The sequence below is a fragment of the Salinimicrobium catena genome (assembly GCF_900102915.1).
GTDB lineage: Bacteria > Bacteroidota > Bacteroidia > Flavobacteriales > Flavobacteriaceae > Salinimicrobium > Salinimicrobium catena.
Window position 1 is genome coordinate 760,099 of the sequence record NZ_FNGG01000001.1, and the last position, 23,181, is coordinate 783,279.

General features: G+C 44.9%; 24 protein-coding genes. 18 read left to right on the plus strand and 6 right to left on the minus strand.

Features of this window, described 5'->3' with window-relative positions; all coding sequences use genetic code 11:
- The first annotated feature begins 66 nt into the window (after positions 1-66).
- The gene (locus tag BLS64_RS03445; RefSeq protein WP_093111724.1) at positions 67-357 is read left to right on the plus strand and encodes a FoF1 ATP synthase subunit delta/epsilon; all 291 of its coding nucleotides are present in this window, start codon (positions 67-69) and stop codon (positions 355-357) included.
- Between the two features lie 94 nt (positions 358-451).
- Here BLS64_RS03445 and BLS64_RS03450 read toward each other — a convergent pair whose 3' ends face one another.
- Positions 452-2,233: a M61 family metallopeptidase gene (locus BLS64_RS03450; protein ID WP_093111726.1), complete on the minus strand. Its 1,782-nt coding sequence runs from the start codon at positions 2,231-2,233 to the stop codon at positions 452-454.
- A 294-nt stretch (positions 2,234-2,527) separates the two neighbouring features.
- On the opposite strand from BLS64_RS03450, the gene BLS64_RS03455 reads away from it, so the two are divergent.
- Genes BLS64_RS03455 through mnhG form a run of 7 tightly spaced genes read left to right on the plus strand, consistent with a single transcriptional unit; the run spans position 2,528 to position 8,294 of the window.
- Positions 2,528-4,846 (plus strand): putative monovalent cation/H+ antiporter subunit A, encoded by a 2,319-nt coding sequence (locus tag BLS64_RS03455; protein WP_093111728.1) that lies wholly within the window; start codon positions 2,528-2,530, stop codon positions 4,844-4,846.
- A 19-nt stretch (positions 4,847-4,865) separates the two neighbouring features.
- Positions 4,866-5,279: a Na+/H+ antiporter subunit B gene (locus BLS64_RS03460; protein WP_093111730.1), complete on the plus strand. Its 414-nt coding sequence runs from the start codon at positions 4,866-4,868 to the stop codon at positions 5,277-5,279.
- 3 nt (positions 5,280-5,282) lie between these two features.
- Positions 5,283-5,636: a Na+/H+ antiporter subunit C gene (locus BLS64_RS03465; protein ID WP_093111732.1), complete on the plus strand. Its 354-nt coding sequence runs from the start codon at positions 5,283-5,285 to the stop codon at positions 5,634-5,636.
- The gene (locus tag BLS64_RS03470) at positions 5,633-7,150 is read left to right on the plus strand and encodes a proton-conducting transporter transmembrane domain-containing protein (protein WP_093111734.1); all 1,518 of its coding nucleotides are present in this window, start codon (positions 5,633-5,635) and stop codon (positions 7,148-7,150) included. Before BLS64_RS03465 ends, BLS64_RS03470 begins: the two co-directional genes overlap by 4 nt.
- A gap of 6 nt (positions 7,151-7,156) precedes the next feature.
- Complete coding sequence (locus tag BLS64_RS03475; RefSeq protein WP_093111736.1) at positions 7,157-7,633, plus strand: Na+/H+ antiporter subunit E; 477 nt, start codon at positions 7,157-7,159, stop codon at positions 7,631-7,633.
- Complete coding sequence (locus BLS64_RS03480) at positions 7,630-7,902, plus strand: cation:proton antiporter (protein ID WP_093111738.1); 273 nt, start codon at positions 7,630-7,632, stop codon at positions 7,900-7,902. Before BLS64_RS03475 ends, BLS64_RS03480 begins: the two co-directional genes overlap by 4 nt.
- Positions 7,899-8,294: a monovalent cation/H(+) antiporter subunit G gene (gene mnhG, locus BLS64_RS03485; protein WP_093111740.1), complete on the plus strand. Its 396-nt coding sequence runs from the start codon at positions 7,899-7,901 to the stop codon at positions 8,292-8,294. Before BLS64_RS03480 ends, mnhG begins: the two co-directional genes overlap by 4 nt.
- On the opposite strand, the gene BLS64_RS03490 is transcribed toward mnhG, so the two are convergent.
- The gene (locus BLS64_RS03490; protein ID WP_093111742.1) at positions 8,291-8,740 is read right to left on the minus strand and encodes an MgtC/SapB family protein; all 450 of its coding nucleotides are present in this window, start codon (positions 8,738-8,740) and stop codon (positions 8,291-8,293) included. The two genes, mnhG and BLS64_RS03490, sit on opposite strands and share 4 nt — an antisense overlap.
- Before the next feature lie 31 nt (positions 8,741-8,771).
- Between BLS64_RS03490 and BLS64_RS03495 the strand changes: the two genes are divergently transcribed.
- Both BLS64_RS03495 and bioD read left to right on the plus strand, forming a co-directional pair.
- Complete coding sequence (locus BLS64_RS03495) at positions 8,772-9,926, plus strand: aminotransferase class I/II-fold pyridoxal phosphate-dependent enzyme (RefSeq protein WP_093111744.1); 1,155 nt, start codon at positions 8,772-8,774, stop codon at positions 9,924-9,926.
- 18 nt (positions 9,927-9,944) lie between these two features.
- Positions 9,945-10,568, plus strand: a complete 624-nt coding sequence (gene bioD / locus BLS64_RS03500) for a dethiobiotin synthase (RefSeq protein ID WP_093111746.1) — start codon at positions 9,945-9,947, stop codon at positions 10,566-10,568.
- Here bioD and BLS64_RS03505 read toward each other — a convergent pair.
- From BLS64_RS03505 to BLS64_RS03515, 3 genes are read right to left on the minus strand one after another with little or no spacing between them, the layout of a single operon-like run.
- Positions 10,551-13,091: a TonB-dependent receptor gene (locus tag BLS64_RS03505; protein WP_093111748.1), complete on the minus strand. Its 2,541-nt coding sequence runs from the start codon at positions 13,089-13,091 to the stop codon at positions 10,551-10,553. The genes bioD and BLS64_RS03505 overlap by 18 nt on opposite strands.
- Complete coding sequence (locus BLS64_RS03510; protein WP_093111750.1) at positions 13,081-13,989, minus strand: FecR family protein; 909 nt, start codon at positions 13,987-13,989, stop codon at positions 13,081-13,083. Before BLS64_RS03510 ends, BLS64_RS03505 begins: the two co-directional genes overlap by 11 nt.
- 59 nt (positions 13,990-14,048) lie before the next feature.
- Complete coding sequence (locus tag BLS64_RS03515) at positions 14,049-14,558, minus strand: RNA polymerase sigma factor (RefSeq protein WP_093111752.1); 510 nt, start codon at positions 14,556-14,558, stop codon at positions 14,049-14,051.
- 157 nt (positions 14,559-14,715) lie between these two features.
- Here BLS64_RS03515 and BLS64_RS03520 point away from each other — a divergent pair, with 157 nt between their 5' ends.
- From BLS64_RS03520 to BLS64_RS03555, 8 genes are all read left to right on the plus strand, one after another.
- Positions 14,716-15,489: a DUF4382 domain-containing protein gene (locus BLS64_RS03520; RefSeq protein ID WP_093111754.1), complete on the plus strand. Its 774-nt coding sequence runs from the start codon at positions 14,716-14,718 to the stop codon at positions 15,487-15,489.
- Positions 15,490-15,668: 179 nt separating this feature from the next.
- Positions 15,669-16,340 carry a hypothetical protein gene (locus BLS64_RS03525; RefSeq protein WP_143019266.1) on the plus strand — a complete coding sequence of 224 codons (672 nt, stop codon included), beginning with the start codon at positions 15,669-15,671 and terminating at the stop codon, positions 16,338-16,340.
- A 64-nt stretch (positions 16,341-16,404) separates the two neighbouring features.
- Positions 16,405-17,355 (plus strand): DUF4382 domain-containing protein, encoded by a 951-nt coding sequence (locus BLS64_RS03530; protein WP_093111758.1) that lies wholly within the window; start codon positions 16,405-16,407, stop codon positions 17,353-17,355.
- A 90-nt stretch (positions 17,356-17,445) separates the two neighbouring features.
- The gene (bioA, locus tag BLS64_RS03535; RefSeq protein ID WP_093112303.1) at positions 17,446-18,726 is read left to right on the plus strand and encodes an adenosylmethionine--8-amino-7-oxononanoate transaminase; all 1,281 of its coding nucleotides are present in this window, start codon (positions 17,446-17,448) and stop codon (positions 18,724-18,726) included.
- 65 nt (positions 18,727-18,791) lie between these two features.
- Positions 18,792-19,382 carry an SET domain-containing protein gene (locus BLS64_RS03540; protein ID WP_093111760.1) on the plus strand — a complete coding sequence of 197 codons (591 nt, stop codon included), beginning with the start codon at positions 18,792-18,794 and terminating at the stop codon, positions 19,380-19,382.
- Between the two features lie 55 nt (positions 19,383-19,437).
- Positions 19,438-20,619: a beta-ketoacyl synthase N-terminal-like domain-containing protein gene (locus BLS64_RS03545; protein WP_093111762.1), complete on the plus strand. Its 1,182-nt coding sequence runs from the start codon at positions 19,438-19,440 to the stop codon at positions 20,617-20,619.
- A gap of 52 nt (positions 20,620-20,671) precedes the next feature.
- A complete protein-coding gene (gene bioB / locus BLS64_RS03550) occupies positions 20,672-21,760 on the plus strand; it encodes a biotin synthase BioB (protein WP_093111764.1) in 1,089 nt (362 codons plus the stop codon).
- Between the two features lie 44 nt (positions 21,761-21,804).
- Positions 21,805-22,683, plus strand: coding sequence for a cupin-like domain-containing protein (locus BLS64_RS03555; RefSeq protein WP_093111766.1), 879 nt, complete (start codon positions 21,805-21,807; stop codon positions 22,681-22,683).
- Here BLS64_RS03555 and BLS64_RS03560 read toward each other — a convergent pair.
- Positions 22,673-23,152, minus strand: a complete 480-nt coding sequence (locus tag BLS64_RS03560) for a regulatory protein RecX (RefSeq protein WP_245693367.1) — start codon at positions 23,150-23,152, stop codon at positions 22,673-22,675. The two genes, BLS64_RS03555 and BLS64_RS03560, sit on opposite strands and share 11 nt — an antisense overlap.
- Positions 23,153-23,181: the final 29 nt, after the last annotated feature.

The following is a 23,181-nucleotide window of genomic DNA, read 5'->3' on the forward strand; positions in this document are numbered from 1 at the left end:
AATACCCAAATTCCAATTGTTCTTAATTGGAATTTGGAATTTGGAGATTGAAATTTGCTAAAACATATGTATTTAGAAATAGTTACTCCGGAGGCCGTTCTGCTAAGTGCAGAAGTTGATTCTGTAAGCGTGCCGGGCATCAATGGGCAATTCCAGATGTTGAACAATCACGCCCCCATTGTTTCTGTCCTGGGAAAAGGTGAGATCAAAGTGTACACGCATTCAAACACTGTGAATAACGAAGATATTTCTGCTGAATTTACCCGCGATGCGAAAGACAGCAAGATCCTGAACCTTCCTATTGCCGGTGGGGTAGTTGAAATGAAAGACAATAAAGTGATCGTTCTTGCCGATTAAGCTGAAGAAGATCAATAAAACATAAAAAACCCGTTGCGAAAGCGACGGGTTTTTTCGTTTCTACAGACTTCAGAGATAAATCTTACATATCGTCTTAGCGAGGCAAATTATTTCCCAGCCATTTATTTCTTGCTTTTTTTGCTGCTTTAGAAGCTTGCTCATCCAGAGAAATGGTATAAGTCGGATCTTTTTCGAGCTCTACATCAATTTTTTTGGTAGTTCCAAACCGGAGGATCTCCAGTTTAAGGGTATCTCCGACTTTAGAATTATTCAGGATTTCATTCCACTCCTTTTCGGTCTTTAATTCTTTCCCGTTTACCTTCAGGATCCTGTCCCCTTTGTCCAGGCCTGCTTTGTAAGCTGGTGAATTTTGCGCCGGGTTGCCACTGATATAGATTCCCTCTGTATCTTCGAGAACAGAAGGCCCAAAAAAGGCCTTTTCTGAACCTCTTTCCAGCTTTAGTCCAACAGATCTGAAAAGCTCTTCATAATTCGGCATCTTACTGTCATAAATGTAGTTCTCGAAAAATATTCGGGCAAGGTCCTTTCCGGCATATTGGGCAAGGCTTGATTCCAGATCTTCCAGGGTGTAGGGTTTTTCGGGTTCGCCGTAAGTTTCCCATAACAACTTCATGTAATCATCAAGATTCAGTCCTTCCATGCGCAGCTTCAGGTCAAGGGCAAGGCCGAGCATACTTCCGTAGGAATAATAGGAGATAAAAGTGTTCTCCCTGTTCACCGGATCAACAGAGGTTGCAGCGTCTACAAAAGGTGCCTGGTAACTCATCTCTACCGGATTGAAATACCGGGTGCCGGGAGAGTTCCACACGTAGTTGAAAGTTCCATTGAGTCCTTTGGCATATTCTTCAGGAGAGATGATGTCCCCACGAACCAGTGTGAGCGGAGTATAGTAACTGGTGAAGCCTTCCGCGAACCATAAAGCGCCGCTCATGTTGGCTTCCGTAAAATCAAAAGGCTCTAAAGACAGGGGTCTTAATCGCTCCACATTCCAGGCGTGGAAGAATTCGTGTGCCACCGTTCCAATATTCCTGTCCATACCACTTTCTGCAAGGCTTCTGGTGCTGGTGAGGATTGTGCTGTTGCGATGTTCCATGCCGTCACCCGAAACATTCGGCATATAACAGGCCAGGAAGGTGTATTCTCCAAAATCGAACTCCGGCAGCTCTCCAAAAATCGCTTTTTGCTCAGCCACTATCTTTTTTACTTTTTCAAAATATTCGTCAAGTTCAGCTTCCGTGCCCTGGTGGTGCAGTACAAATCGGATGTTCTGCCCATCCATTTGAAATTGCCTCATATCGTAATCGCTGATCTCTGTAGGACTGTCCATGAAATAATAAAGATCTGGGGCGTAATATTTATTTCCTTCGAGCTGCTTCAGTTGGGTCGCGACCTTCCAGTCGGGTTGAGATTCCAGATCAAAATTAACCTCTACCGGACGTTCTTTCAGATCTTCAGAATACATGAAAGTTGCAGGGATGTTCAGGTGTGCATGAGTTTCATCGATCTGTGTGTAGGTACCATCTGCTCTGTTCCCGAATAAAGTATATTCGAGCTTCACCGTACCGTCATGGCCGGTTATCTGCCAGGAGTAAGGGTCGGGCCGGCTTATCTGCACAGGCTGTCCTTTAGAATCTTTTGCCTTGACGCCGTATACGTTCTTTGCGAACTCGTGAAGGGCATATCGTCCGGGCGAGGTGCGGCTCATTCTTAACGTGAGCGTGTCTGTTTCTACTTTTGGAAAAGTTGCTGTGATCTTTGCTTCGTGATGTACGGCATTTTTAAACGAAATTTGATATTCTACGGTCTGGCTGAAGCCGGCCGTAGTGAAAAACAGCAGTAGCAGAAAAATTCGCATAATGATCTATGATTTTTGAGAGGCTGTAAAATAGAAAAATAAACCGAGTGCAGGAATAGAAGAAGAGTTTATAACCTGCTGCGGAATGATAAGGTAAAATTATTGAAAATTCGATATTTGTTTTTTCTTGCTGAATTTTAGTTGGTTAGCAGTAGCAGCAGAAAAAAGTTCTTCTCCAGATAATTTTTTTTCTATTTCAGAATTGATTTTCTCAATTACTAAATGTAAGGACCGGGTTTAAATCCTCAATTTTTACTGCTATATTTGCTGTTAATCGAATTCCGAACCTCTACTATGCTTACAGCGATACTTTCAGGTTTTTTCTTCTCTCTTTTCCTGGTCTTTGCAGGAAAATTTTTTAAGGGGAAGCTTGCTGTACTTTCTGCTTTGGTTCCTTTAGGATTGTTCGTGTACTTTGCTTCCTTCATCAAAAGGGTTTCTGAAGGCGAGATCATTACGCAACAATACGAGTGGGTGCCGTCGTTTGGGGTGAACCTAAATTTCACTCTCGATGGACTGTCATTGCTGTTTTCACTGCTCATTACCGGGATCGGATTCCTTGTTTTTGCCTATACCGCCGAATATCTAAAAGGACATAAATATCTCGACAGGTTTTATGGATACCTTGGGATGTTCATGGGTGCCATGTTGGGCCTTGTTTTAAGCGACAATCTTATCTCTCTTTTCGTTTTTTGGGAACTTACGAGTATCAGTTCTTTCTTTTTGATCGGGTTCAATAACACCAGTCAGGCTTCCCGACGATCGGCGATCCTGGCACTAGCCGTAACCGGTTCCGGTGGATTTCTTTTCCTCGCCGGCTCCTTATTGCTGGGGGGTGTGGCAGGAACATACAGCATCACCGAAATGGTGAACCTTAGCCCCGAAATTATTGGCAGCCCGTTCTATTTATGGATCGTGATCCTGCTTTTTGGAGCGGCTTTTACCAAATCGGCTCAATTTCCTTTTCATTTCTGGCTTCCGGGTGCGATGAAGGCGCCAACGCCGGTGTCTACTTACCTGCATTCGGCTACCATGGTAAAAGCGGGTATTTATTTACTATTAAGATTTACCCCCGTCCTGGGAGGTGAGGAGATCTGGAACACAACTTTGATAATAATCGGTGGGATCACCATGTTCTATTCTGCAGTGCATACGTTGTTCAGAACAGACCTTAAAGGTGTCCTTGCATATTCCACTATTTCAGTACTTGGGATTTTGGTTTTCCTGATAGGTTTGGGAACCGAATATGCCTTGACCGCGGCCGCTGTGTATATCGTGGTACACGCTTTATATAAAGCCACGCTGTTCCTTGTTACTGGAATTATAGACCATGAAACGGGAACCAGGGATGTTACCGTGCTTTCAGGCTTAAGAAAGGTGATGATGCCGGTAGCCATTGCCGGATTCCTGGCAGCCATTTCGAGTGCGGGAATGCCACCCACTATTGGTTTCGTGGGAAAAGATCTTGTCTACGAATCTACCCTGCACATGGGCGACTGGTCCACAGTGTTGACCATTCTGGCTATATCCACAAATGTTTTGGTGCTATATGCCGGATTTGTTGCCGGAATAAAGCCTTTTACCGGCAGGTTACCCGAAAGACATTCCAAAGTGCATATGCCCGGATTCCTCATGTGGCTTCCTCCTATGATCCTGGCTTTGCTGGGGCTGATTATTGGGATCTACCCTGCTTTTATTGACGGCCCTATTGTGAAAGGAGTGGTTAAGGCCGTAGGAATGGCAGGTGAAGAGGTGCATCTAAAGCTATGGCATGGTTTTAATTTTATCCTGTTGCTAAGCGCCATTACCCTCACTCTCGGAATCCTGTTGTATTTCCTTTTGAAGCCTTCCAAGAAAAGGGAAAAAGCCATTGCGAAATTCGATTTTATAGCTCCAAAAGAGCTTATCCTGAAGTTTGGTTCTGGCGTTTGGCATTTCTCGAACCTGTGGACAAGGGTATTTCAAAACGGCTTTTTAAGGAACTATGTTTCCACCATCATCCTGTTTCTGGTTGTATTGGTGGGATATTCCCTGTTCAATGGCGAGCAGGAATTCTATATAGATTTTTCCTCCTTCTCAAGAATGACCTACTATGAAATGATCCTGATGGGGATAATGTTCCTGTCTGTGTTGTTTGTGGTGGGAGCCAGGTCAAGACTCACCGCGGTAGTGGCCATGGGGGTGGTAGGTTACGCCATTTGTCTCATGTTCGTTATCTACAGTGCGCCCGATCTGGCTATGACCCAGTTCTCAATAGATACTTTGACCGTTATTCTTTTTGTGCTGGTGTTGTCGAGCCTGCCGAAATATTTGTCTATTTCAGACTATAAAATGAGAATAATCGACGGAGTTCTGTCAATTGGTTTTGGACTCCTCATCACCCTTATCTCTCTTGAAGTGCTCTCTGAGCCGGTTAACAAAGACGTGAGTAATTTCTATGCAGACAATGCCTATATTCTTGCCAAAGGAAAGAACGTGGTGAACGTGATCCTGGTTGACTTCAGGGGTTCTGATACACTAATAGAGATCTCGGTCCTAACGGTTGCAGCCCTTGGAGTGTTCAGCTTATTAAAGCTGAGGCTAAAAAGGGATGACAGGGAATTAAAAGATTAATGAAGATAAAGTAACGAAGATGAAGACAATAATTCTAAGAACCGCCTCAAACTACATGCTGCCTTTGCTGCTGGTCTTCTCTGTATTCATTCTGCTGCGGGGACATTACCTGCCGGGTGGTGGTTTTGTGGGCGGACTTATAGCTTCCATTGCCTTCGTTTTGCACGCATTTGCTAACGGCCTTGGAAATACCAAGAACCTGATCCGTATACATCCGGGATTTTTGATGCCTGTCGGTTTGGGACTGTCATTTCTTAGCGGATTATCTCCCATGCTGGGGGTAGGAAAACCTTTCATGACCGGAATATGGTACCCCGAAAAGATCGCGGTGATAGGAGGTTTAGGTTCTGCATTATTTTTTGATGTGGGAGTTTATCTGGTAGTCGTCGGAGTGACCCTAACCATCATCTTTACAATTTCAGAATCCACCTAAGCTATGGAAGTTCTACTGGCATTTATGATTGGTACGTTGTACGCCTCGGGGATCTATATGATCCTTAGGCGTAGTCTTGTGAAGTTGATCATTGGGATCATCCTCATAGGGAATGGAGCCAATTTATTGATATTTCTGCTTGGAAGGATCGCCAAGGGAAGCCCCCCGATCATCCCGGGAGACTCAAAGGTCTTTATCGAAGCCTATTCAGATCCTCTTCCGCAGGCTCTAATCTTAACCGCCATCGTAATAAGTTTCGGCCTTCAATCATTCGCCATTATCCTGGTGAAAAGGGCCCATAAAGTGGTCAAAACAGATGACCTTGATGAAATGAACGCAACAGACGAATTCTCATGATCGAACAGTTATTAATCTATCCTTTACTGCTTCAAATGGCCCTGGCCATTATCCTGATGTTCGCCTGGAACAATACCAGTACGCAAAAATTCATCAGCATTTCGGGGAGCACCCTTAATTTAGCGTTGGCCGTGTATCTTCTCATGTATGTATGGCAAAACGGTACGCAAACGGTACAGGCCGGGAACTGGGAAGCTCCATTCGGGATAACCTTTGTCGCTGATACCTTTTCAGCTACCCTGGTGCTGCTCACAGCGATTGCAGGACTTGCTGTTTCCAGCTTTTCATCTGGTTCGGTGATACCTCCTCGTTTAAAATTTGGCTATTTTCCTATTTTTCACTTCCTGTTGTTAGGCCTTAACGGAGCATTTTTAACGGGTGACATTTTCAACCTGTACGTATGGTTTGAGATCATCATCATCACCTCTTTCGTGTTGCTTACCATTGGAGGCGAGAAGGCACAACTGGAAGGTGCAGTTAAATATTTTACACTGAATATTCTTGCTTCAGTGATATTCTTAACGGCTATTGCAGTACTGTATGGCCTAACAGGAAGCTTAAATATGGCGGATCTTGCCGCACAGGTGGCGGCCGTGGAAAACAGAACCCTTGTGCAGGTGAATGCCTTGCTCTTCCTGGTCGGCTTCGGAATAAAGGCCGCGGTGTTCCCGCTGTACTTCTGGTTGCCGGCATCTTACCATACCCCGCCATCGGCTGTATCTTCCATTTTTGGAGGTTTGCTGACCAAAGTGGGAGTGTATGCATTGATCAGAGTATTCACCCTCATTTTTGAGCTGGATAACCTTCTGGAAAATGTGCTTCTGGTGATCGCTGTGCTTACCCTTTTCAGCGGAGCTATTGGCGCTATTGTTCAGAATAATATCCGCAAGATATTTTCTTACCTGGTCATTTGTCATATTGGATACATGATAGCAGGTCTGGGAATGATGACCGAGGTTGCCATTGCGGGAGCGGTCTTTTATCTGATACATGACATTATAGTCAAAACGAATCTCTTTATGGTAAGCGGGGTGATCTATAAACTGAAGGCGAACCACAACATAAAGAAACTGGGAGATATTTATGCAGACTTTCCAAAGATGAGCCTGCTGTTCGTTATCCCGTTGTTCTCTTTGGTGGGTATTCCGCCGCTTTCAGGTTTCTGGCCCAAATTATCGCTCATTGGCGCTGGCTGGGACACCGAGAATTATGTCGTTATAGGGAGCATACTTTTTGCCAGCTTCGTTACTCTGTTCGTGATCGTGAAACTGTGGGGAGAGGTCTTTTGGAAGAATGGTGAAAAATTACCTGAGCTTCGTAATTTTCCGTACTTTAAGACTTTAACCTCTGTGCAGAAGGTGCAAATGGTAGCGCCAATAGTTTTCCTGGGCCTAGTGAGCCTTTATATTGGTTTTGCCGCCGAAAACATTCAGCAGCTGGCTTCTCGTATAGCCTTTGAATTATTGGATAATCAGGAATATATTGACGCTGTTTTGAACAGTGCAAAAAAGTAACAAAGCATGAAAAACCGGTTTTTAGCAAATATACTTCTTACGTTCATCTGGGTTGCCCTTACCGGAAGTTTTGCGTTTGCTAATGTGGTATTCGGGTTCTTCTTAAGTTACTTCCTGCTTTTCATTATCACTCGCGGAAGCGGTCGTGCAAGGTATTTCAGGTTGGTACCGAAAGTGGTTTCCTTTTTCTTTTTCTTTTCCTATGAATTGATAAAAGCGAACATACAGGTAGCCTGGGAAGTAGGCACGCCCAGTTTCCATATGAAGCCCGGAATTGTAGCAGTGCCGCTTGACGTTACTTCAGATGGTGAAATTACCATGCTGGCCAATCTTATTACGCTCACCCCCGGAACCCTAAGCCTTGATGTTTCTGAAGATAAGAAGGTGCTTTACGTGTATTCCATGTACATCACCAATAGAGAGGATTTTATCAGGGGCATAAAGAACGGTTTTGAGAAACGCATTATAGAATTATATTCATGACGTTAGATGACTATTTATATTATATAATCCTTCCGGTCCTTTCGGTATCGATACTTTTGGTATTTGTGAGGTTCGTGAAGGGCCCAACAATATCAGACAGGGTGGTGGCAGTTGACCTGCTGGTGACTTCCGGGATTGGGATTATTGCTGTGTATAGCATACTTACACATCAGCCTACTTTCCTGGATATTGCCCTTATCCTGGCCCTGATCGGGTTTTTGGGAACAGTAGCCTATTCCTTCTACATTCAAAAAAGAAAAAATAAATGATCTCTGTAATTATAGCTGTTATCGCCACTTTAGGAACCCTTTTTGTGCTGCTTGCCGCAGTTGGGATCCTTAGGATGCCCGATACCTATCTTCGAATGGCTGTAACTACCAAAGCCGCTACTTTGGGTATAGGTTTGATCCTTATCGCGGCCGCGATCTACTTCTACGATTTTTCTACCACCACCAGGGTGTTGGCCATAATCCTGTTCATTCTTCTTACAGCTCCCGTGGGGGCTCACCTTATTGGAAAAGCTTCTTACATTTCAGGAAATAAGCTGTGGGAAGGGTCTATAATGGATGACCTGAAAGGAAAATACAGGAAGACTGGTAAACACGTTAGCGCGCCAAAAAATCCCGAAGGGGAAAATGAGCAGGAAGAGGAAGAAATCTAATCCTCTGTTTTGTGATCAGGGTCCCGGTTGAGTTTCCTGTTGATGTATTTATCAAGATATCCGAAGAAGACATTTACGAAAACAATAATAATGGTGAGTACCAGCAGTTCGGGGTAAAGTCCCACCGCCGCGAGACAACCCGCTCCTGCACTGCACCATACAGTTGCAGCTGTTGTTAATCCTCTAACCGTGGTTCCGGTGTGCAGAATAACCCCCGCGCCAATAAAACCTATCCCTGTCACTACCTGGCCCATAACCCGGGTAATGTCTACGGAAGGTTCACCTCTAAAATGCAAAGAGACCAGGACAAAAACGGCAGCTCCAAGTGAGACCAGGGCATTGGTTTTAAGACCGGCGTTCTTGTTCCTGATCTCTCTTTCCACCCCAATGAACAAGCCTGAAAGTAAAGCGGCTCCAATTCTAAGACCGTATTCCCATAAATCCATATAGTTATCCAAAAGTTATATTTTTACCGCCATGCACAGATTTCCTTTAAAGTTAGACAAAAACCTTCAGTTAAGAAAGGATGCCAATTCCTTCAGGAAACTGGGTGCCCGGGAGAGGAAGATAGATCTTGCTTCCAATGATTACCTGGGCCTTACTTCAAGTTTAAGCATTCTTGAGGAGGTTCAGCGAATTCTGAAAGAGAAGGATTTGTTAAAAAATGGCGCCGGGGGTTCCAGGCTTCTTACAGGAAACCACCTTCTGTACGACCTGGCCGAAACTGAGGTTTCTGATCTATTTTCTTCGGAAAGCGCGCTGATCTTCAATTCAGGCTATGATGCCAATATAGGTTTCTTCTCAAGCCTTCCGCGACGCGGCGACTATATCATTTATGATGAGCTTTCCCACGCTTCCATAAGAGACGGAATTGCTTTGAGTAAGGCCAAGGCTTTTAAATTTAAGCATAATGATCTCAAGGATCTGGAAGAAAAGATAAGCAGGGTCAAAAAAGACATTTTTGAAGGCGAGATCTACGTCGTGACTGAAGCAGTGTTTTCTATGGACGGGGATATGCCCGACCTTAATGGCCTGATAGAAATTTCTGAAAAATACGGCTGTTTACCAATTTTAGATGAAGCGCATGCAGCGGGAGTAATAGGCGAAAATGGAAAAGGGTCGGTGACCGGTCTTCCTCTTCAGGAAAAGATCTTCGCAAGACTCGTGACCTTTGGGAAGGCTTTTGGAGCGCATGGGGCTGCGATCCTGGGGAGCAATAAACTGAAGGATTATCTGGTGAATTTCTCGCGCAGCCTTATCTACACTACGGCAATGCCTCCGCATTCCGTAGCGACCATTGTGGCGGCCACGAGGCATCTGCAGGGAGAAGGACAACAGGAACTGGAAAAGCTTCGGTCGAACATCAGGTTCTTTACTTCAGAAGTGATAAAAAATGATCTGCAGGAAAGGTTTATTCCTAGTTTTTCAGCCATTCATTCATGTATCATTCCGGGAAATTCCGAAGTAAAAAGAATAGCCTCCGCTCTGCAGGCTGAAGGATTTGATGTAAAACCCATACTTTCGCCCACAGTGAGCGAAGGAAAGGAACGGTTGAGATTTTGTCTTCACAGCTCCAATTCTGAAGAAGAACTTTCGGCTGTCGTATCTTTGCTGGCCCGTCTCATTAAATAATCCTTCAAAAAAAGCAAAATGGAAACTTATTTTATAACAGGAATTGGTACCGAGGTAGGTAAGACCATTGCCTCGGCCATAGTTACAGAAGCCCTGGAAGCCGATTACTGGAAACCCATCCAGGCCGGTGATCTGGATCATTCAGATACCCATAAGGTGAAGGAAATGGTGAGTAATCAAAAGACGATTTTCCACCCCAATAGCTTTGCCCTAGAAACCCCCATGAGTCCGCATGCGGCAGCCGAAATTGACGGAGTGGAAATTGCTGCGGAAAAGATAAATGAACCGAAAACCGAAAACGACCTGGTCATTGAAGGGGCAGGAGGGCTACTTGTGCCCATTAACGATACCCAGACCATCGCGGATATCATTAAACCCCACCACAAAGTGATCCTGGTTTCACGATATTACCTCGGGAGCATCAATCATACCCTGCTTACTGCCGAAGCGCTTAAAAGCAGGGGGCTGAACTGCATAGGGGTTATTTTTAACGGAGAAAAGACCCCTTCTTCAGAAGAGATCATTCTCAAAATGACCGGCCTGCCGACACTTTTGCACATTGACCAGGAAGAGAATTTTGACAGGGAAACTGTAAAGCGATACGCTAAAAAGCTAAGAGAGGCTTTAAAAGCTGAATCTTAGAGAAGCATTTGGGGTAAAGCCCAAAGAGGTATTGTTGACCTCCACGGCCTCCTGGGGGGAATTCTCGTTCACCCTGTAATAGCGGTTGATGATGTTCTTGCGGTCCAGCAGATTTTGGATCCCCAGCCCAATGGTAAGCGTTCCTGAATTTTCGAATTCCATTTTATAAGAGGAGGAAAGGTCTACCCTGAAGAAGGAAGGCAAAACAGCGGCGTTTGGGGTAGTGTAATTCACCACCCAGTTATTTCCCTCCCGCCTGGTCTCATCGCTTTCCACCGGCCTGGTATACGGCTTTCCGCTTCGCAGATAACCGCCCGCCGAAAATTTGAAATTCCGGTAAGAATAATTTGCAGCCAGGGAAACAGAATGCCTTATGTCAAAATTGTTCGGAAAAGTTGAAGGAGTGAGTTCTTCAAAGGTATAATCGTTCTTGCCAAAAGTATAATTAAGGTAGGTGTGTAGCGCCCTGGTCTTTTTGTTGATGAGCACTTCAAAACCTTTTGCGGTATAGCTGCCCGAGGTTCTTATAAACTCATGCTGGTCCTGGAATCCCTGGTTGGAGGTGCTGATTCCTTCTACAAATTTGTAGTAAGCCTCCAGATCTAAATACCAGCCTCTGGCTTTAAAATCAAAGCCGGCAGAAACCTGTTTGCTCTTTATGATGGGATAGGTCTCATTATCGGCCAGGATCCATCTGCGGTTCTCCACTCCCAGAAAATCCTCCTGCAGATCGATTATCTGGCTGGTGGTCTGACTTTTTACTTCGGCCAGGGTTTTAAAGGATACTTTCCTTCCCAGTTCCTGGTTGAAACTAAGCCTGGGTTCCACAAGAAATTCTTTGAATTTGGAAATATAGTTCAGCCGCAAGCCCCCTCTCAAAAACGTAGTTTCTCCGGAATAGTTTCCTTCCGCATAAACAGCGTTATTTCTGATGACATTTTTAATGGTGCTGCTAAAGAACGGGTTGTTCAGGTTTTCAATATTGGAAACTCCGACTTCAGAGAACTGATATCCGCTGAAAAGTTGAAAGTAAGGTGTAAATGTTTTGGTGGTTTTCAGTTTAAAGCCGGTTTCCAGCACTTCGTTCTCCTGGATAAGGCGCTGATCCACGTTGACAGAGTGGTTCATGGCCTCCAGCCTGTAATGCGTGAGGTAAGTAATGGCTTCAGTAGAAAAGCTGCTGCTCCAGTCTGCTTTCCAGGTTCCGCCCAATGCCAGGTTGTCTTGCCCCAGATTGCTTCTGCGCGTTTCTTCGGAAGAAGAGTTAAGCTCGGTGTAGCCCAGTTCGTTGTGCACCTGCATCAGGGAAAAACGGAATTTCTGGGCCTCGTTCAGATCATACAGAAGTTTAAGGCTGGTGTCGTAATAGCTGAAATTAGAATCCTCGAAATTCTCATCATCTGAGCTGAAGGCGATCTCAGAATCCTGAAAAGTGCGGGAAAAATAATTATTGTAGGTAGGAGTGTTGACAAAGTCATTTATGGATCTTCTCCCGGAAACCTGAAGCTCCAGTTTTTCGGAAACCGGAACCTGCAAAAAGGCGTCGGCGCTTACTAAGTTAATTCCGACTCCCCCTGCGAATTCTCCTGAAAGTTCGTCTTTTGAAAAGATCTCTATGGTACCCGATACCCCGTCGCTCAGCCTGGCGCTGCTCCCGTTCTTGGTCACCAGCACTTCGCTGGTTAGATTAGGATTAAAGGCAGAGATCAGTCCGAAGAAATGGCCTGTGAGATACATTTTTATGCCATCAAACAATACCAGGTTCTGGTCGCTGGTTCCTCCACGTATGTTGATGTTAGAAACTGTTTCGTTCACACTTTCCACCCCGGGCAGGGCTTCGACCGTCTGGAGCACATCGGGTTCTATCTGTCCCGGAAGGGTGCCGAAGCGTGCGGTGTTGATAAATGTGGAACCGTCATGCTTCTTGCTGATCCCCGACGTGAGGTAGTTGACGACAATGGCTTCCTGTAGGGCAACTATAGATGGTTCTAAGAAAATAGTGGAGCAATCCTCTCCAGGGGCAGTGGCCTTGACAAGTGTTTCCCTGTAGCCTAAAAACCGGATAATAAATTCGGTTCCTTCAGTGATCCCCGAAAAACTGAATTTTCCATTGGCATTGGTGACGGTGTAATCTAAACCATCTGCAGCTTGCACAGTAGCTCCCTGTAGAGGTTCTCCTGTCTGACTGTCCACGATGATTCCGCAGTAATCAATGATCGCGGGGGAGTAGGTGATGGCGATATAGCGTTCGTCAAGCACCTCAAAGTTCAATACGGTTTGAGATTCCAGGTGGTCAATGACCTCCTGCAAGGTGATCTTCGGTTGCGGTTTGGTTACCTCCAGGCCTGCCAGATCCTGCTCCCGGTAGGAAAAACGTACGTCATATTTCGCTTCCAGGGATGGGAGAAGTTCCTTCAGCAGTACCTTGTCTGGTACTTCTTCCTGCGCCTGCAGTGCGCCACAGCAGAATAGAAAAGTGGTGAAAAAGAGAGTGAGCAGCCAATTCCTGGAGCTATTCTTCATACAAAATGACTTTCTGGGCAGAAACGATCTTGTACTCGATTTTCAAAGGAATCGTAATGGCTTTAAGGGCGATCTCCTTGTTCTTATGGCTAAAGCTGCCCGTAAAGCGCTGGCTTAGATCTACATTCCTGGTTTCAATCTTCACATCAAACTGTCGTTCCAGTTCGGTGACCACCTGGATAAAAGGGACTGCATCAAAATAGGATTCATTTACGGTCCAACCGGGGTTATTGCCTTCAAAAGCCTTCACTCCTAAAACATCTCCGGCTACGACCTTGACCGAACTCCCTTTTTGCAGAATGATCTCCCTGTTCGAAACATTCACCTTTACCGCTCCTTTATAACAGTAAACCTCAAAATAATCTTTTCTGTCCTTCACATTGAACTTTGTTCCGAGTACAGATACCTCCCCCTGATCGGTCTCCACTGTGAATTTCTTTCCTTTTTCAACTTCAAAGAAAGCTTCTCCTTCCAGCTGCAATTTCCTTTGTTTTTCCCATTTCGAAGGCCTGTATTTAAGACGGGAATCGGCGTTAAGCTTTACCACTGAATTATCTGGAAGCTCTACCACGGCGATCTCAGAATTCTGAGTAGTGATCACTTCGGGCCTGTTCATTAAGAAAAATATTCCGGAGGAAATGATGACCACCAGTACGGCTGCGATCTTATAGTATTTTGAGAAGTTAAGTTTCTTTACCGGCGTTTCTTTAGGCGCAGACAATCTTGCTTTAAGGTCTTGCAGAGCCTTTTGTTCATCGAATTGAGGCCTCTTAAACTTTGAAGCATTTTCAACAATTGGTTTGTATGCCTGGTAGTCAGAGGTTTTTTTGAATTCCTCCAGTTCGCGGGCGTCGAGCTCATTGTTGAGCCATTTTGATATGAGGTCCTTGTTTTCCATGTTTCTGTAGATAAAACAACTAAGAAGAGTTTTACCCTACCCGCAAAATGATAAAAAAATTAAAAGTTATCCAACCTCGAACGCAGCTTTTTCAAGGCGCCCATCATTCTTTTCTCTACTGCTTTTTCCGAAATATCTAAAAGTTCGGCGATTTCCCGGTATTTTTTTCCGTCTATCCTGTTCATGAGGAACACTTCCCGCTGGGCTTCGGTAAGATCGGCGATGGCATTTTCAAGTTGTTCCATATACTCTTTTTCCTGCAGCACGAACTGAGGATCTTCGGCTGTGCCAGCTGCTGCCGGTTGCTGTTGGGCGTAAGCTAGTTTAACTTTTTGGTGCTTTACAACGTTCAGGAAAAGATTATTGGCAGTGGTGAAGAGATAGCTTTTGGCTTTCTCAATCTGAATCTTTCCGCAGTTCTGAAAAATCTTGACAAAGGCTTCCTGTACAAGGTCCATAGCCTGGTCTTCGTCACCCGATTTGTAATACATGAAGTTGTAAAGATCCCGGGAATATTTTAAGTAAAAACCGTTGAAAACCTTATCGTTACATAAATTCTCTTGAGGCATCTATAGGGGGCTTGAATAATATAACGGGTCAAAACTATTTATTTTTTTACGGAGGAGGGTAGGGTTAACTTTCTTTTAACTGTTATATGTATAGAATGGTGTGATTTCTTAAAATAGGAGATCAGCCAAAATTACATTTTAACCCAAATCATTAATTATGAAAAATGTTTTCAAACTATTTACCTGCCTGGCTGTCATAGGACTTGCCTTCACTAGTTGTTCAACAGACGATTCCAAAGAAGGAGCCGGATTTAGCGTTAAACTGGTTGACGCTCCCGGAGATTACGAAAAAGTACTTGTAGATGTTCAGGCCATTGAGGTGATCCTTGACGGGGAAGCCCATGAACTCCCTGTTGCCGAACCTGGGGTCTATGATCTGCTGGAGCTTACCGGGGGAGTAAGCGCCATGCTGGTAGAAACCGTGCTTCCTGCCGGAAAAATGAGTCAGATGAGACTTATTTTAGGAGAAGAGAACTCGGTTGTGGCCAACGGGGATACTCTTGAACTTAAAACTCCAAGCGCGCAACAATCCGGACTAAAACTGAACGTACACCAGGAACTTCAGTCGGGAATTCTTTATAATTTCATCCTTGACTTCAACGTCGCGAAGTCTGTGGTGGAAGCTCCAGGGGAAGGTTTGATCCTGAAGCCTGTGCTAAGAGCTACTCTTGAAGCTCAAAGCGGAGCGATCTCAGGAGTTGTGACTCCGGCCGAAGTTCAGAGTCTTGTTACTGCAAAGCAGGACAGCCTTGAAATCTCCGCGCACACTACCCCGGATACTGGAGCCTTCTTATTATATGGTGTGCCTGCCGGTACCTACCAGGTGACTGTAACGCCAGATTCTACTTCAGGTTTTTCCCCTGTGATTATAGAAGATGTTGTGGTTCAAAAAGGAACTATAAAAGATCTTGGCTCTGTTTCCCTGGAGTAAAAATATTGGACTTGACCTGCTTTTTAAAAAGGGTGGTAACCGTTGGTTGCTGCCCTTTTTCAGTCTATAGAGCTGAAAAAGAGAAATAAAATAAATTTTTTTTCGGGTTAGGGGTAGGGTAAATGAAAGCAGGGTTGTTTTATTACCAGAACAAGCAATTGGAACAGCAATTAAAAGTGATGAAAAATTTTCTGAACATATACCTTCTTATTCTCGGCCTGTTGGTTGTAGCCTGCCAGACCGAAAAGCACGAAGTGCTTACTGAAGAGAACTCGGTTAGCTTTACAGAAGGTTCAGAGTTTTACAACCTGGTAGAGCGCAGTGCTATGCATGACGGGTCACAGGACGATGAGCTGGATCAAAGCCCTTGCTTCTCAATAAGTTTTCCCTATAAGGTCATCCTTGAAGGCGTGGAGATTAGAATAGCCTCTTTGGCCGATCTTATGGTTGTGCTCAGCAGGACGGGGAACGGCGGATTGGAAAGTATTGAGCTTGTTTTTCCGGTAGCTGTAACCACCTCTTCTTATGAAAAGATAAGCGTAAGCAGTTGGGAAGAGCTAAGAGAGCTGCAGGAAAGCTGTGTGGCGGAGATCGCAGCCAACGCGGCGCCCATAACCTGTGCCGCCATAGAATTTCCGGTGAAGATGCTGGTCTACAATACAAATACACAGGAAACCACTTCAGCTAACCTGGCAAATAAACAGCAGCTGTATGTTTTCCTTCAGAATAAAGCGCCTCACGAGGTCCTTAGCTTTGAATACCCTGTCACTGTTTCCTTTGAAGGAAGTTCAGAAATGGAGGTGAACAACAGTATGGAACTCAGGAACGCTTTAAGAACCTGCAATAATTAATCTCTAAACTTAATCTAAATAGTTAAACCGTGGCAGGTCAAAACTGCCACACAAATCAAATGTTATGAATTACAGAAATTTATTCAAAGTCGGATTTTTACTTTTTTCAATGCTTTTTATCGTCTCCTGCTCAAAAGATGAGGATGATAACACAGAGCCTTCTGCAGAAACTTATAACACCACTGTAGAAGTTACCGATGCCCCCATAGATAATGCAGAGGTAAAGGGAGCTTTTGTGACCATTACCAATATTAAGATCAACGGGAAAGCCTTGGAAGGATTCAATACCACAACCGTAGATCTGCTGGCATATCAAAATGGTGAAACATTGCCTCTGGGCGATGTTGATCTTGAAGCAGGTGCCACTTCAACTATTGTTGTTGAGCTTTCTAATGATGCTGATGATAAGGGAGAAGCTGTGGCAAATTACATCTTATTAGAAGGTGGTGAGAAAGTTGAACTGGCTTTAGGAACTACCGAAATTGTCTTAACAGATGCCGCTGAGGTCGTTGCAGGCGCGAATAATGCTATCGTACTTGATTTTGATCTTAGAAAAATGATCGCTGCCGAGGGAGAAGGTTATAAATTTGTATCGGGAAGTGATCTTCAAGGGAGTATTCGTGCCGTAAACAGGGTTAATGCTGGTGCCATAGCAGGAACAGTAGAAGATTCAAACGATACTGCTGAAACTATTGTGGTTTACGCTTATGAAAAAGGAAAATACTCAGCTGATCAGGCTAACGAAAACGCCAGTGGAGTTGCATTTTCAGGTGCTGTGAACAGCGCTGTGGTGAGTGAAACTAATGGCAGCTACTCTCTAAATTTCCTTGAAGAAGGTGAATATGAACTTCATTACGCTGCTTATGAGCAGGATGAGACTACCGGAGAAATGACCTTTAAAGGAATGTTAGCAGTTACCGCAGCTACTGGTTTAGATTTTGAAATCTTAGGATTAAGTATCGCTGCTAGGAGTACTACTAAAGCAGATGTTGTTGTTACCGGAATGAAGCAATAATTAGAATTAGAGTTTTATAGAAAAGCCCCTCCACTTGAGGGGCTTTTTTATGCCGTTTCTTTAGCTTTGCCTTCTGAAAGACCAGATCTTATGAAGAAGGAAAATTTATCTCTCGCGCAAAGAGATCAAAAACACTTGTGGCACCCCCTCACCCAACACAAAACTTCGGGCAAAATGCTGCCCATTGTAAAGGCGATGGGAGCTTCCCTTTTTGATGATAAGGGCAAGGAATACATTGACGGCATTGCCAGCTGGTATACGGCAGTGTATGGACATTGCAACAAAAAGATCACCCAAAGGGTCGCCGCCCAGATGCAGCAGCTGGACCAGGTCGTGTTTAGCGGGTTCACTCATGCTCCTGCTATAGAACTTTCCGAAGCTTTGATCAACATCCTCCCGAATAATCAGCAGAAATTATTTTTTAGCGACAACGGTTCTACCGCTACAGAGATCGGGATAAAAATGGCCTTGCAGTACCATCACAACCAGGGAAATGACCGCAAGGTGATGTTGGCTTTTGAGGAAGGCTTTCACGGAGACACATTCGGGGCCATGTCAGTTTCGGGATTATCGGTTTATAATGGCGCTTTTGAGGAGCATTTCATAGAAGTAGTACGGCTAGCGGTTCCCATGGGAAATAATAATCGTGAGGTTTTGGAGCAGCTTCGGGATCTTATTTCTAAATACAATATTGCCGGCTTCATCTACGAACCCCTGGTGCAGGGAGCCGCAGGCATGAAAATGCATGATGCCGAAGGGCTAAATACTATACTGAAGGTTTGTAAGCAGAACAATATTATCACCATTGCCGATGAGGTGATGACCGGTTTTGGAAAGACCGGAAAGAATTTCGCTTCTGAATACCTGGAAACCAGCCCGGATATCATTTGCATGTCAAAAGCCCTGACTGCCGGACTGCTGCCAATGGCGATCACTTCCTGTACGCAGGCAATCTTCGACGCCTTCTATTCAGAAGACATTTCAAAAGGGCTTTTTCACGGCCATACCTATACCGCCAATCCGTTGGCTTGTACGGCTGCCCTGGCCGGATTGGAATTACTCACTTCTAAAGAGATTCAACAGGATATAAAGAGAGTGATGGAATCTCACCAACAATTTGGACAAAGAATAAAAGATCATTCAAAAGTGAAGAATTTGAGGCAGCTCGGCGTGATCATCGCTTTTGAACTGGACGTGGAAATGGAGCGCTACGGAGACTTACGGAATCAGCTTTTCGCACATTTTATGGAAAATGGCGTTTTTCTGCGCCCTCTTGGAAGTACGATTTACATCTCTGCCCCTTACATCATTTCCAAGGTGGAACTGGAAAAAATATATTCTGCCATAGAAGCTGCGCTTGAAAAGTTTTGAGTCGGCAGTTATTTTTAGCATTTCATATTGCTTATTTCGTATTTTAGACTGAAATTCAGTCTATTATGATGCATCCTCATACCGAAGTAAGGTTCATTAGCAAGGAAATTGGCCATGGTGTTGTGGCGACCAGGTTCATTCCCAGGGGTACCATTACCTGGGTACAGGATGAACTGGACAGGGTTCTTACTCCGGCTGAGGTTGAAAAGATGCGTCCCCAGACCCGAGAGCTGGTAGACAAATATTCCTTCAGGAACAATAAAGGACATTTTGTGCTTTGCTGGGACCTTTCCAAATACGTAAATCATAGCTTCAGGTCGAACTGTCTTTCCACAGCCTATGATTTTGAACTTGCGGTTAGGGATATAAATGAAGGGGAGCAGCTGACAGATGATTATGGCTACCTTAATGTGGTCGAGCCATTCAAAGCGCTTGATGAAGGTGCAGAGCGTGATACAGTTTATCCGGACGATCTTTTGCGCTATCATCAGGAGTGGGATGCACAGCTATTTCAGGCTTTCAGGCACTTTAAACAGGTAGAGCAGCCTTTGCTGTCATTTGTGCCTCAAAAGGTGCTTGAGAACATTCGTCAGAAACTGAACAACAATGAGCCCCTGGATTCCATTCTGAACCTCTATTGCGGAGAAATTAACTGATTTCTGCAGGGAATTCTGGATCTCAGCCCTTATTTTTGCCCCAAAATTGCAATTTTTGAAAACGAACATATCTATTACCTCGGTAGGAGCTGTATCAGCTTTAGGTTCGGCTGAATTAGAGGTTTGGGAACATTATAAAGAGGAGCGCCATTTTCTTCGGAAGCATGACTTTGCGGGCACCGAAGCTTTTGGAGCTTTTTTGCCTGAAAGGCTGCGATTGGAGATCGAACAATTACGGGAAGAAAACCCGAACTTCAAAAAAGTGGATGATTCTGTTCTTTTTGGGGTCTATGCCTCGAGAAAGGCAGTGCAAAAGGCAGTATGGGAAAAGGGAGAAGAAATAGGCATCAATATTGGCAGTTCCCGTGGGGCCACGTCACTTTTTGAAAATTACCACCGGGACTTTCTCCAGAACGGCAAGGCTAACACTCTAACCTCGCCAAACACTACTTTGGGTAACATTTCCTCCTGGGTAGCACAGGATCTGCAGAGCAATGGAGTGGAGATCTCCCATTCGGTAACCTGTTCAACCGCGCTGCATGCCGTTTTGAACGGGGTGGCCTGGATCAATTCGGGGATGACCCAAAAATTTCTGGCCGGTGGTAGCGAGGCTGCCTTAACACCTTTTACCATATCCCAGGTGCAGGCCATGAAAATTAGCGCCAGGGAAGATATGGACTATCCCTGTCAGGCCCTGAACCTTCAAAAAAAGCAGAATTCCATGGTGCTTGGAGAAGGGGCGGCGGTGATCTGTATGGAGGCCGGGGAACGGGAAAATGCACTCGCTTTGATCTCGGGGGTTGGATATGCTACGGAAAGATTGAAGCATTCAGTTTCAATTTCAGCTAATGGCTCGGCATTTCAGCAGTCCATGAAAATGGCAATGGGAGATCTTTCTCCGGCTGAAGTTGACGCGATCGTAATGCATGCCCCCGGTACCATCAAGGGAGACCTTTCAGAAATGAAGGCCATAAAGGCTGTCTTTGGGAAGGAATTACCTGCCCTCACCACCAATAAGTGGAAAATAGGGCATACCTTCGGGGCTTCGGGTACCCTGAGCCTGGAGCTGGCAATTCTTATGCTGCAGCAGGGGGAATTCATTTCGGTTCCTTTTTCTTCGGAAAGTAAGGCCCCTAAAAAACTGAGGAATATCCTGGTCAATGCGGTAGGTTTCGGCGGAAACGCGGTAACTATCCTGGTAAGCCTTCCGAAGCAAACACGGGAAAAAGCTTTTTGAAGCAGGCGAAACAAATGCATTTTATTTACTTTTGAATTTCAAAAACATAATTATGGCGATTAGGCACGACTGGACAAAAGAAGAGATACTCGAGATATATAATAAACCTTTTATGGAGCTGCTTTACGAAGCGGCCACTATTCACCGGGAACACCATGATCCCAATACCGTGCAGGTTTCGACGCTTTTGTCGATCAAGACCGGGGGCTGTCCCGAAGATTGCGGGTACTGTCCGCAGGCGGCCCGTTATCACACAGATCTTGAGGGTAATGATTTGATGAGCGTGAACCAGGTGAAAGCTCAGGCCTTAAGAGCCAAGGAATCGGGTAGCTCGCGAGTTTGTATGGGTGCGGCGTGGAGAAATGTAAAAGACGGGGAAGAGTTTGATAATGTGCTTGAAATGGTGCGTACCATCAATAAGCTTGACATGGAAGTTTGCTGTACTTTGGGAATGCTTACCGAAAATCAGGCCCAGCGCTTGGCGGAAGCCGGACTTTACGCGTATAACCATAACCTTGACTCTTCAGAAGAGTATTATAAAGAGGTGATCTCAACCCGCGGTTTTGAAGACCGACTTAAAACTATAGACAACGTAAGGAAAACGAACGTTACTGTTTGTAGCGGAGGAATAATCGGGATGGGTGAAACCGTTGAAGATCGTGCCGGAATGCTAGTTGCTTTATCAACTTTAAGTCCGCAGCCTGAATCTGTGCCTATCAATGCCTTGGTGCCTGTGGAAGGAACTCCGTTAGCCGAACAGGAGCAGGTGCCTATCTGGGATATGATCAGGATGGTGGCGACAACGCGTATCGTCATGCCTGAAACCCAGGTGAGATTATCTGCTGGAAGGACCCAAATGAGCAGGGAAGGGCAGGCCATGTGCTTCTTTGCCGGGGCGAACTCTATTTTCGCCGGAGATAAGCTGCTCACTACTCCAAACCCGGATGTGAACGAGGATATGCAAATGTTCAAAGCTTTGGGATTGAATCCGCAGAAACCATTCACCAAAAAGTCGCAGCCCGAAAGCGTAGATGCCGAAAATTCGAAGTTTCAAAATCTTGGGGAGAAGCCAAAATGGTCAAGGCCCGGGCATACCATTGAACGTAACCTTGCGGCACAGGGTAAGTCTAAAAAGGCTTAAGTATAGTTACTGGCGGGAACCTCAGGGAGATAAGTTGTGGAACGATGAAAGAAGGATTGAAATTAACCGAAATTCCAAGAGAAGAGAGCCTTTCAAAAAAGGACTTTTTAGCGAAGTATGTTAAGCCACAGAAGCCGGTGGTCATCGAAAAACTGATCGGAGACTGGCCGGCATACGAGAAATGGTCGCTTGATTACATGAAGCAAATGGCCGGAGAGAAGGTCGTGCCGCTTTTTGATGACAGGCCCATCTCATCTAAATATAAGTTTAATGAGCCCCATGAAAGGATGAAGATGGGTGATTACATTGAGCTGCTGAAAAAAGGGCCTACCAGCTATCGTGTCTTTCTCTACCACCTGTTGAAGGAGGTGCCGGCATTACAAAAGGATTTTAGTTATCCCAATATCGGTTTGCGACTGCTGAAGCAGATCCCGATGCTCTTCTTTGGTGGGGAAGGTTCCAAGGTCTTCATGCATTATGATATTGACTATGCCAACATCCTGCATTTTCACTTTCATGGAAAGAAGCAATGTATACTTTTTCCGCCTTCAGAAACAAAATACCTTTACAAGGTACCTCATGCTTTGATAGCTCGGGAGGATATAGACTTTATGAACCCCGACTATGAAAAGTTTCCGGCTCTCAAAAAGGCCCAAGGTCTAATTACCGAGCTGAAGCATGGGGAGACGCTATATATGCCTGAGGGTTACTGGCACCAGATGACGTACCTCACTGCGGGATTTTCCATGAGCCTGAGGGCAACACCACGAAACCTCAAGAATCTTTCAAAAGCTGTCTATAATGTCTTTTTTATGCGGCATTTTGATAATTATATGCGCAGTTGGAAAGGTCAAAAGTGGATAGATTACAAGAACGAGCAGGCGGTAAAACGCACTAATCGCAAGAATAAGATCACTCAATAAGAGAACTGGTAAGATCGAAAACCAGTCCGGCTTCGTAGCCTTTTTGAAGCAAGTGGTCTGAAAGCTTTTTTCTTCGTTTTAATTTATTGGGTTCCCTGAGGAGCTTCAGTTTCTTTTCGGCCAGTTCAATAAGGGTTTCACGGTAATCATCTTCATTGATCTCGGTCATGGCCAATTTGATGATAGGAGAGGAGATCTCTCTCAGTTTTAGCTCCTGCCTGATCCTTATTCGCCCCCATTTTTTTATCCGGAACTTTCCGCGGACAAAACTTCTGGCAAAGCGCTCCTCGTTCAGGAAATCCTCCTGCATGAGCTTGATGATGATCTGCTCCCTGGCTTCAGGGATCATTCGCATCTCCAAAAGCTTATCTTCCACCTCCTTTTGCGATCTGTCCCGATAGGCGCAGAACTGCATGAGTTTCACTGTAGCTTCTTTGACGGTATACGATTTTCCGGAGTCTTTATTCAAGGTTCAAGATTCAAAAATAGTTAGTAAAA

Excerpts from the sequence above, each read along its gene's own strand:
- BLS64_RS03445 (WP_093111724.1), top strand. The coding sequence starts at position 67 with ATGTATTTAGAAATAGTTACTCCGGAGGCCGTTCTGCTAAGTGCAGAA.
- BLS64_RS03450 (WP_093111726.1), bottom strand. The coding sequence starts at position 2,233 with ATGCGAATTTTTCTGCTACTGCTGTTTTTCACTACGGCCGGCTTCAGC.
- BLS64_RS03455 (WP_093111728.1), top strand. The coding sequence starts at position 2,528 with ATGCTTACAGCGATACTTTCAGGTTTTTTCTTCTCTCTTTTCCTGGTC.
- BLS64_RS03460 (WP_093111730.1), top strand. The coding sequence starts at position 4,866 with ATGAAGACAATAATTCTAAGAACCGCCTCAAACTACATGCTGCCTTTG.
- BLS64_RS03465 (WP_093111732.1), top strand. The coding sequence starts at position 5,283 with ATGGAAGTTCTACTGGCATTTATGATTGGTACGTTGTACGCCTCGGGG.
- BLS64_RS03470 (WP_093111734.1), top strand. The coding sequence starts at position 5,633 with ATGATCGAACAGTTATTAATCTATCCTTTACTGCTTCAAATGGCCCTG.
- BLS64_RS03475 (WP_093111736.1), top strand. The coding sequence starts at position 7,157 with ATGAAAAACCGGTTTTTAGCAAATATACTTCTTACGTTCATCTGGGTT.
- BLS64_RS03480 (WP_093111738.1), top strand. The coding sequence starts at position 7,630 with ATGACGTTAGATGACTATTTATATTATATAATCCTTCCGGTCCTTTCG.
- mnhG (WP_093111740.1), top strand. The coding sequence starts at position 7,899 with ATGATCTCTGTAATTATAGCTGTTATCGCCACTTTAGGAACCCTTTTT.
- BLS64_RS03490 (WP_093111742.1), bottom strand. The coding sequence starts at position 8,740 with ATGGATTTATGGGAATACGGTCTTAGAATTGGAGCCGCTTTACTTTCA.
- BLS64_RS03495 (WP_093111744.1), top strand. The coding sequence starts at position 8,772 with ATGCACAGATTTCCTTTAAAGTTAGACAAAAACCTTCAGTTAAGAAAG.
- bioD (WP_093111746.1), top strand. The coding sequence starts at position 9,945 with ATGGAAACTTATTTTATAACAGGAATTGGTACCGAGGTAGGTAAGACC.
- BLS64_RS03505 (WP_093111748.1), bottom strand. The coding sequence starts at position 13,091 with ATGAAGAATAGCTCCAGGAATTGGCTGCTCACTCTCTTTTTCACCACT.
- BLS64_RS03510 (WP_093111750.1), bottom strand. The coding sequence starts at position 13,989 with ATGGAAAACAAGGACCTCATATCAAAATGGCTCAACAATGAGCTCGAC.
- BLS64_RS03515 (WP_093111752.1), bottom strand. The coding sequence starts at position 14,558 with ATGCCTCAAGAGAATTTATGTAACGATAAGGTTTTCAACGGTTTTTAC.
- BLS64_RS03520 (WP_093111754.1), top strand. The coding sequence starts at position 14,716 with ATGAAAAATGTTTTCAAACTATTTACCTGCCTGGCTGTCATAGGACTT.
- BLS64_RS03525 (WP_143019266.1), top strand. The coding sequence starts at position 15,669 with ATGAAAAATTTTCTGAACATATACCTTCTTATTCTCGGCCTGTTGGTT.
- BLS64_RS03530 (WP_093111758.1), top strand. The coding sequence starts at position 16,405 with ATGAATTACAGAAATTTATTCAAAGTCGGATTTTTACTTTTTTCAATG.
- bioA (WP_093112303.1), top strand. The coding sequence starts at position 17,446 with ATGAAGAAGGAAAATTTATCTCTCGCGCAAAGAGATCAAAAACACTTG.
- BLS64_RS03540 (WP_093111760.1), top strand. The coding sequence starts at position 18,792 with ATGATGCATCCTCATACCGAAGTAAGGTTCATTAGCAAGGAAATTGGC.
- bioB (WP_093111764.1), top strand. The coding sequence starts at position 20,672 with ATGGCGATTAGGCACGACTGGACAAAAGAAGAGATACTCGAGATATAT.
- BLS64_RS03555 (WP_093111766.1), top strand. The coding sequence starts at position 21,805 with ATGAAAGAAGGATTGAAATTAACCGAAATTCCAAGAGAAGAGAGCCTT.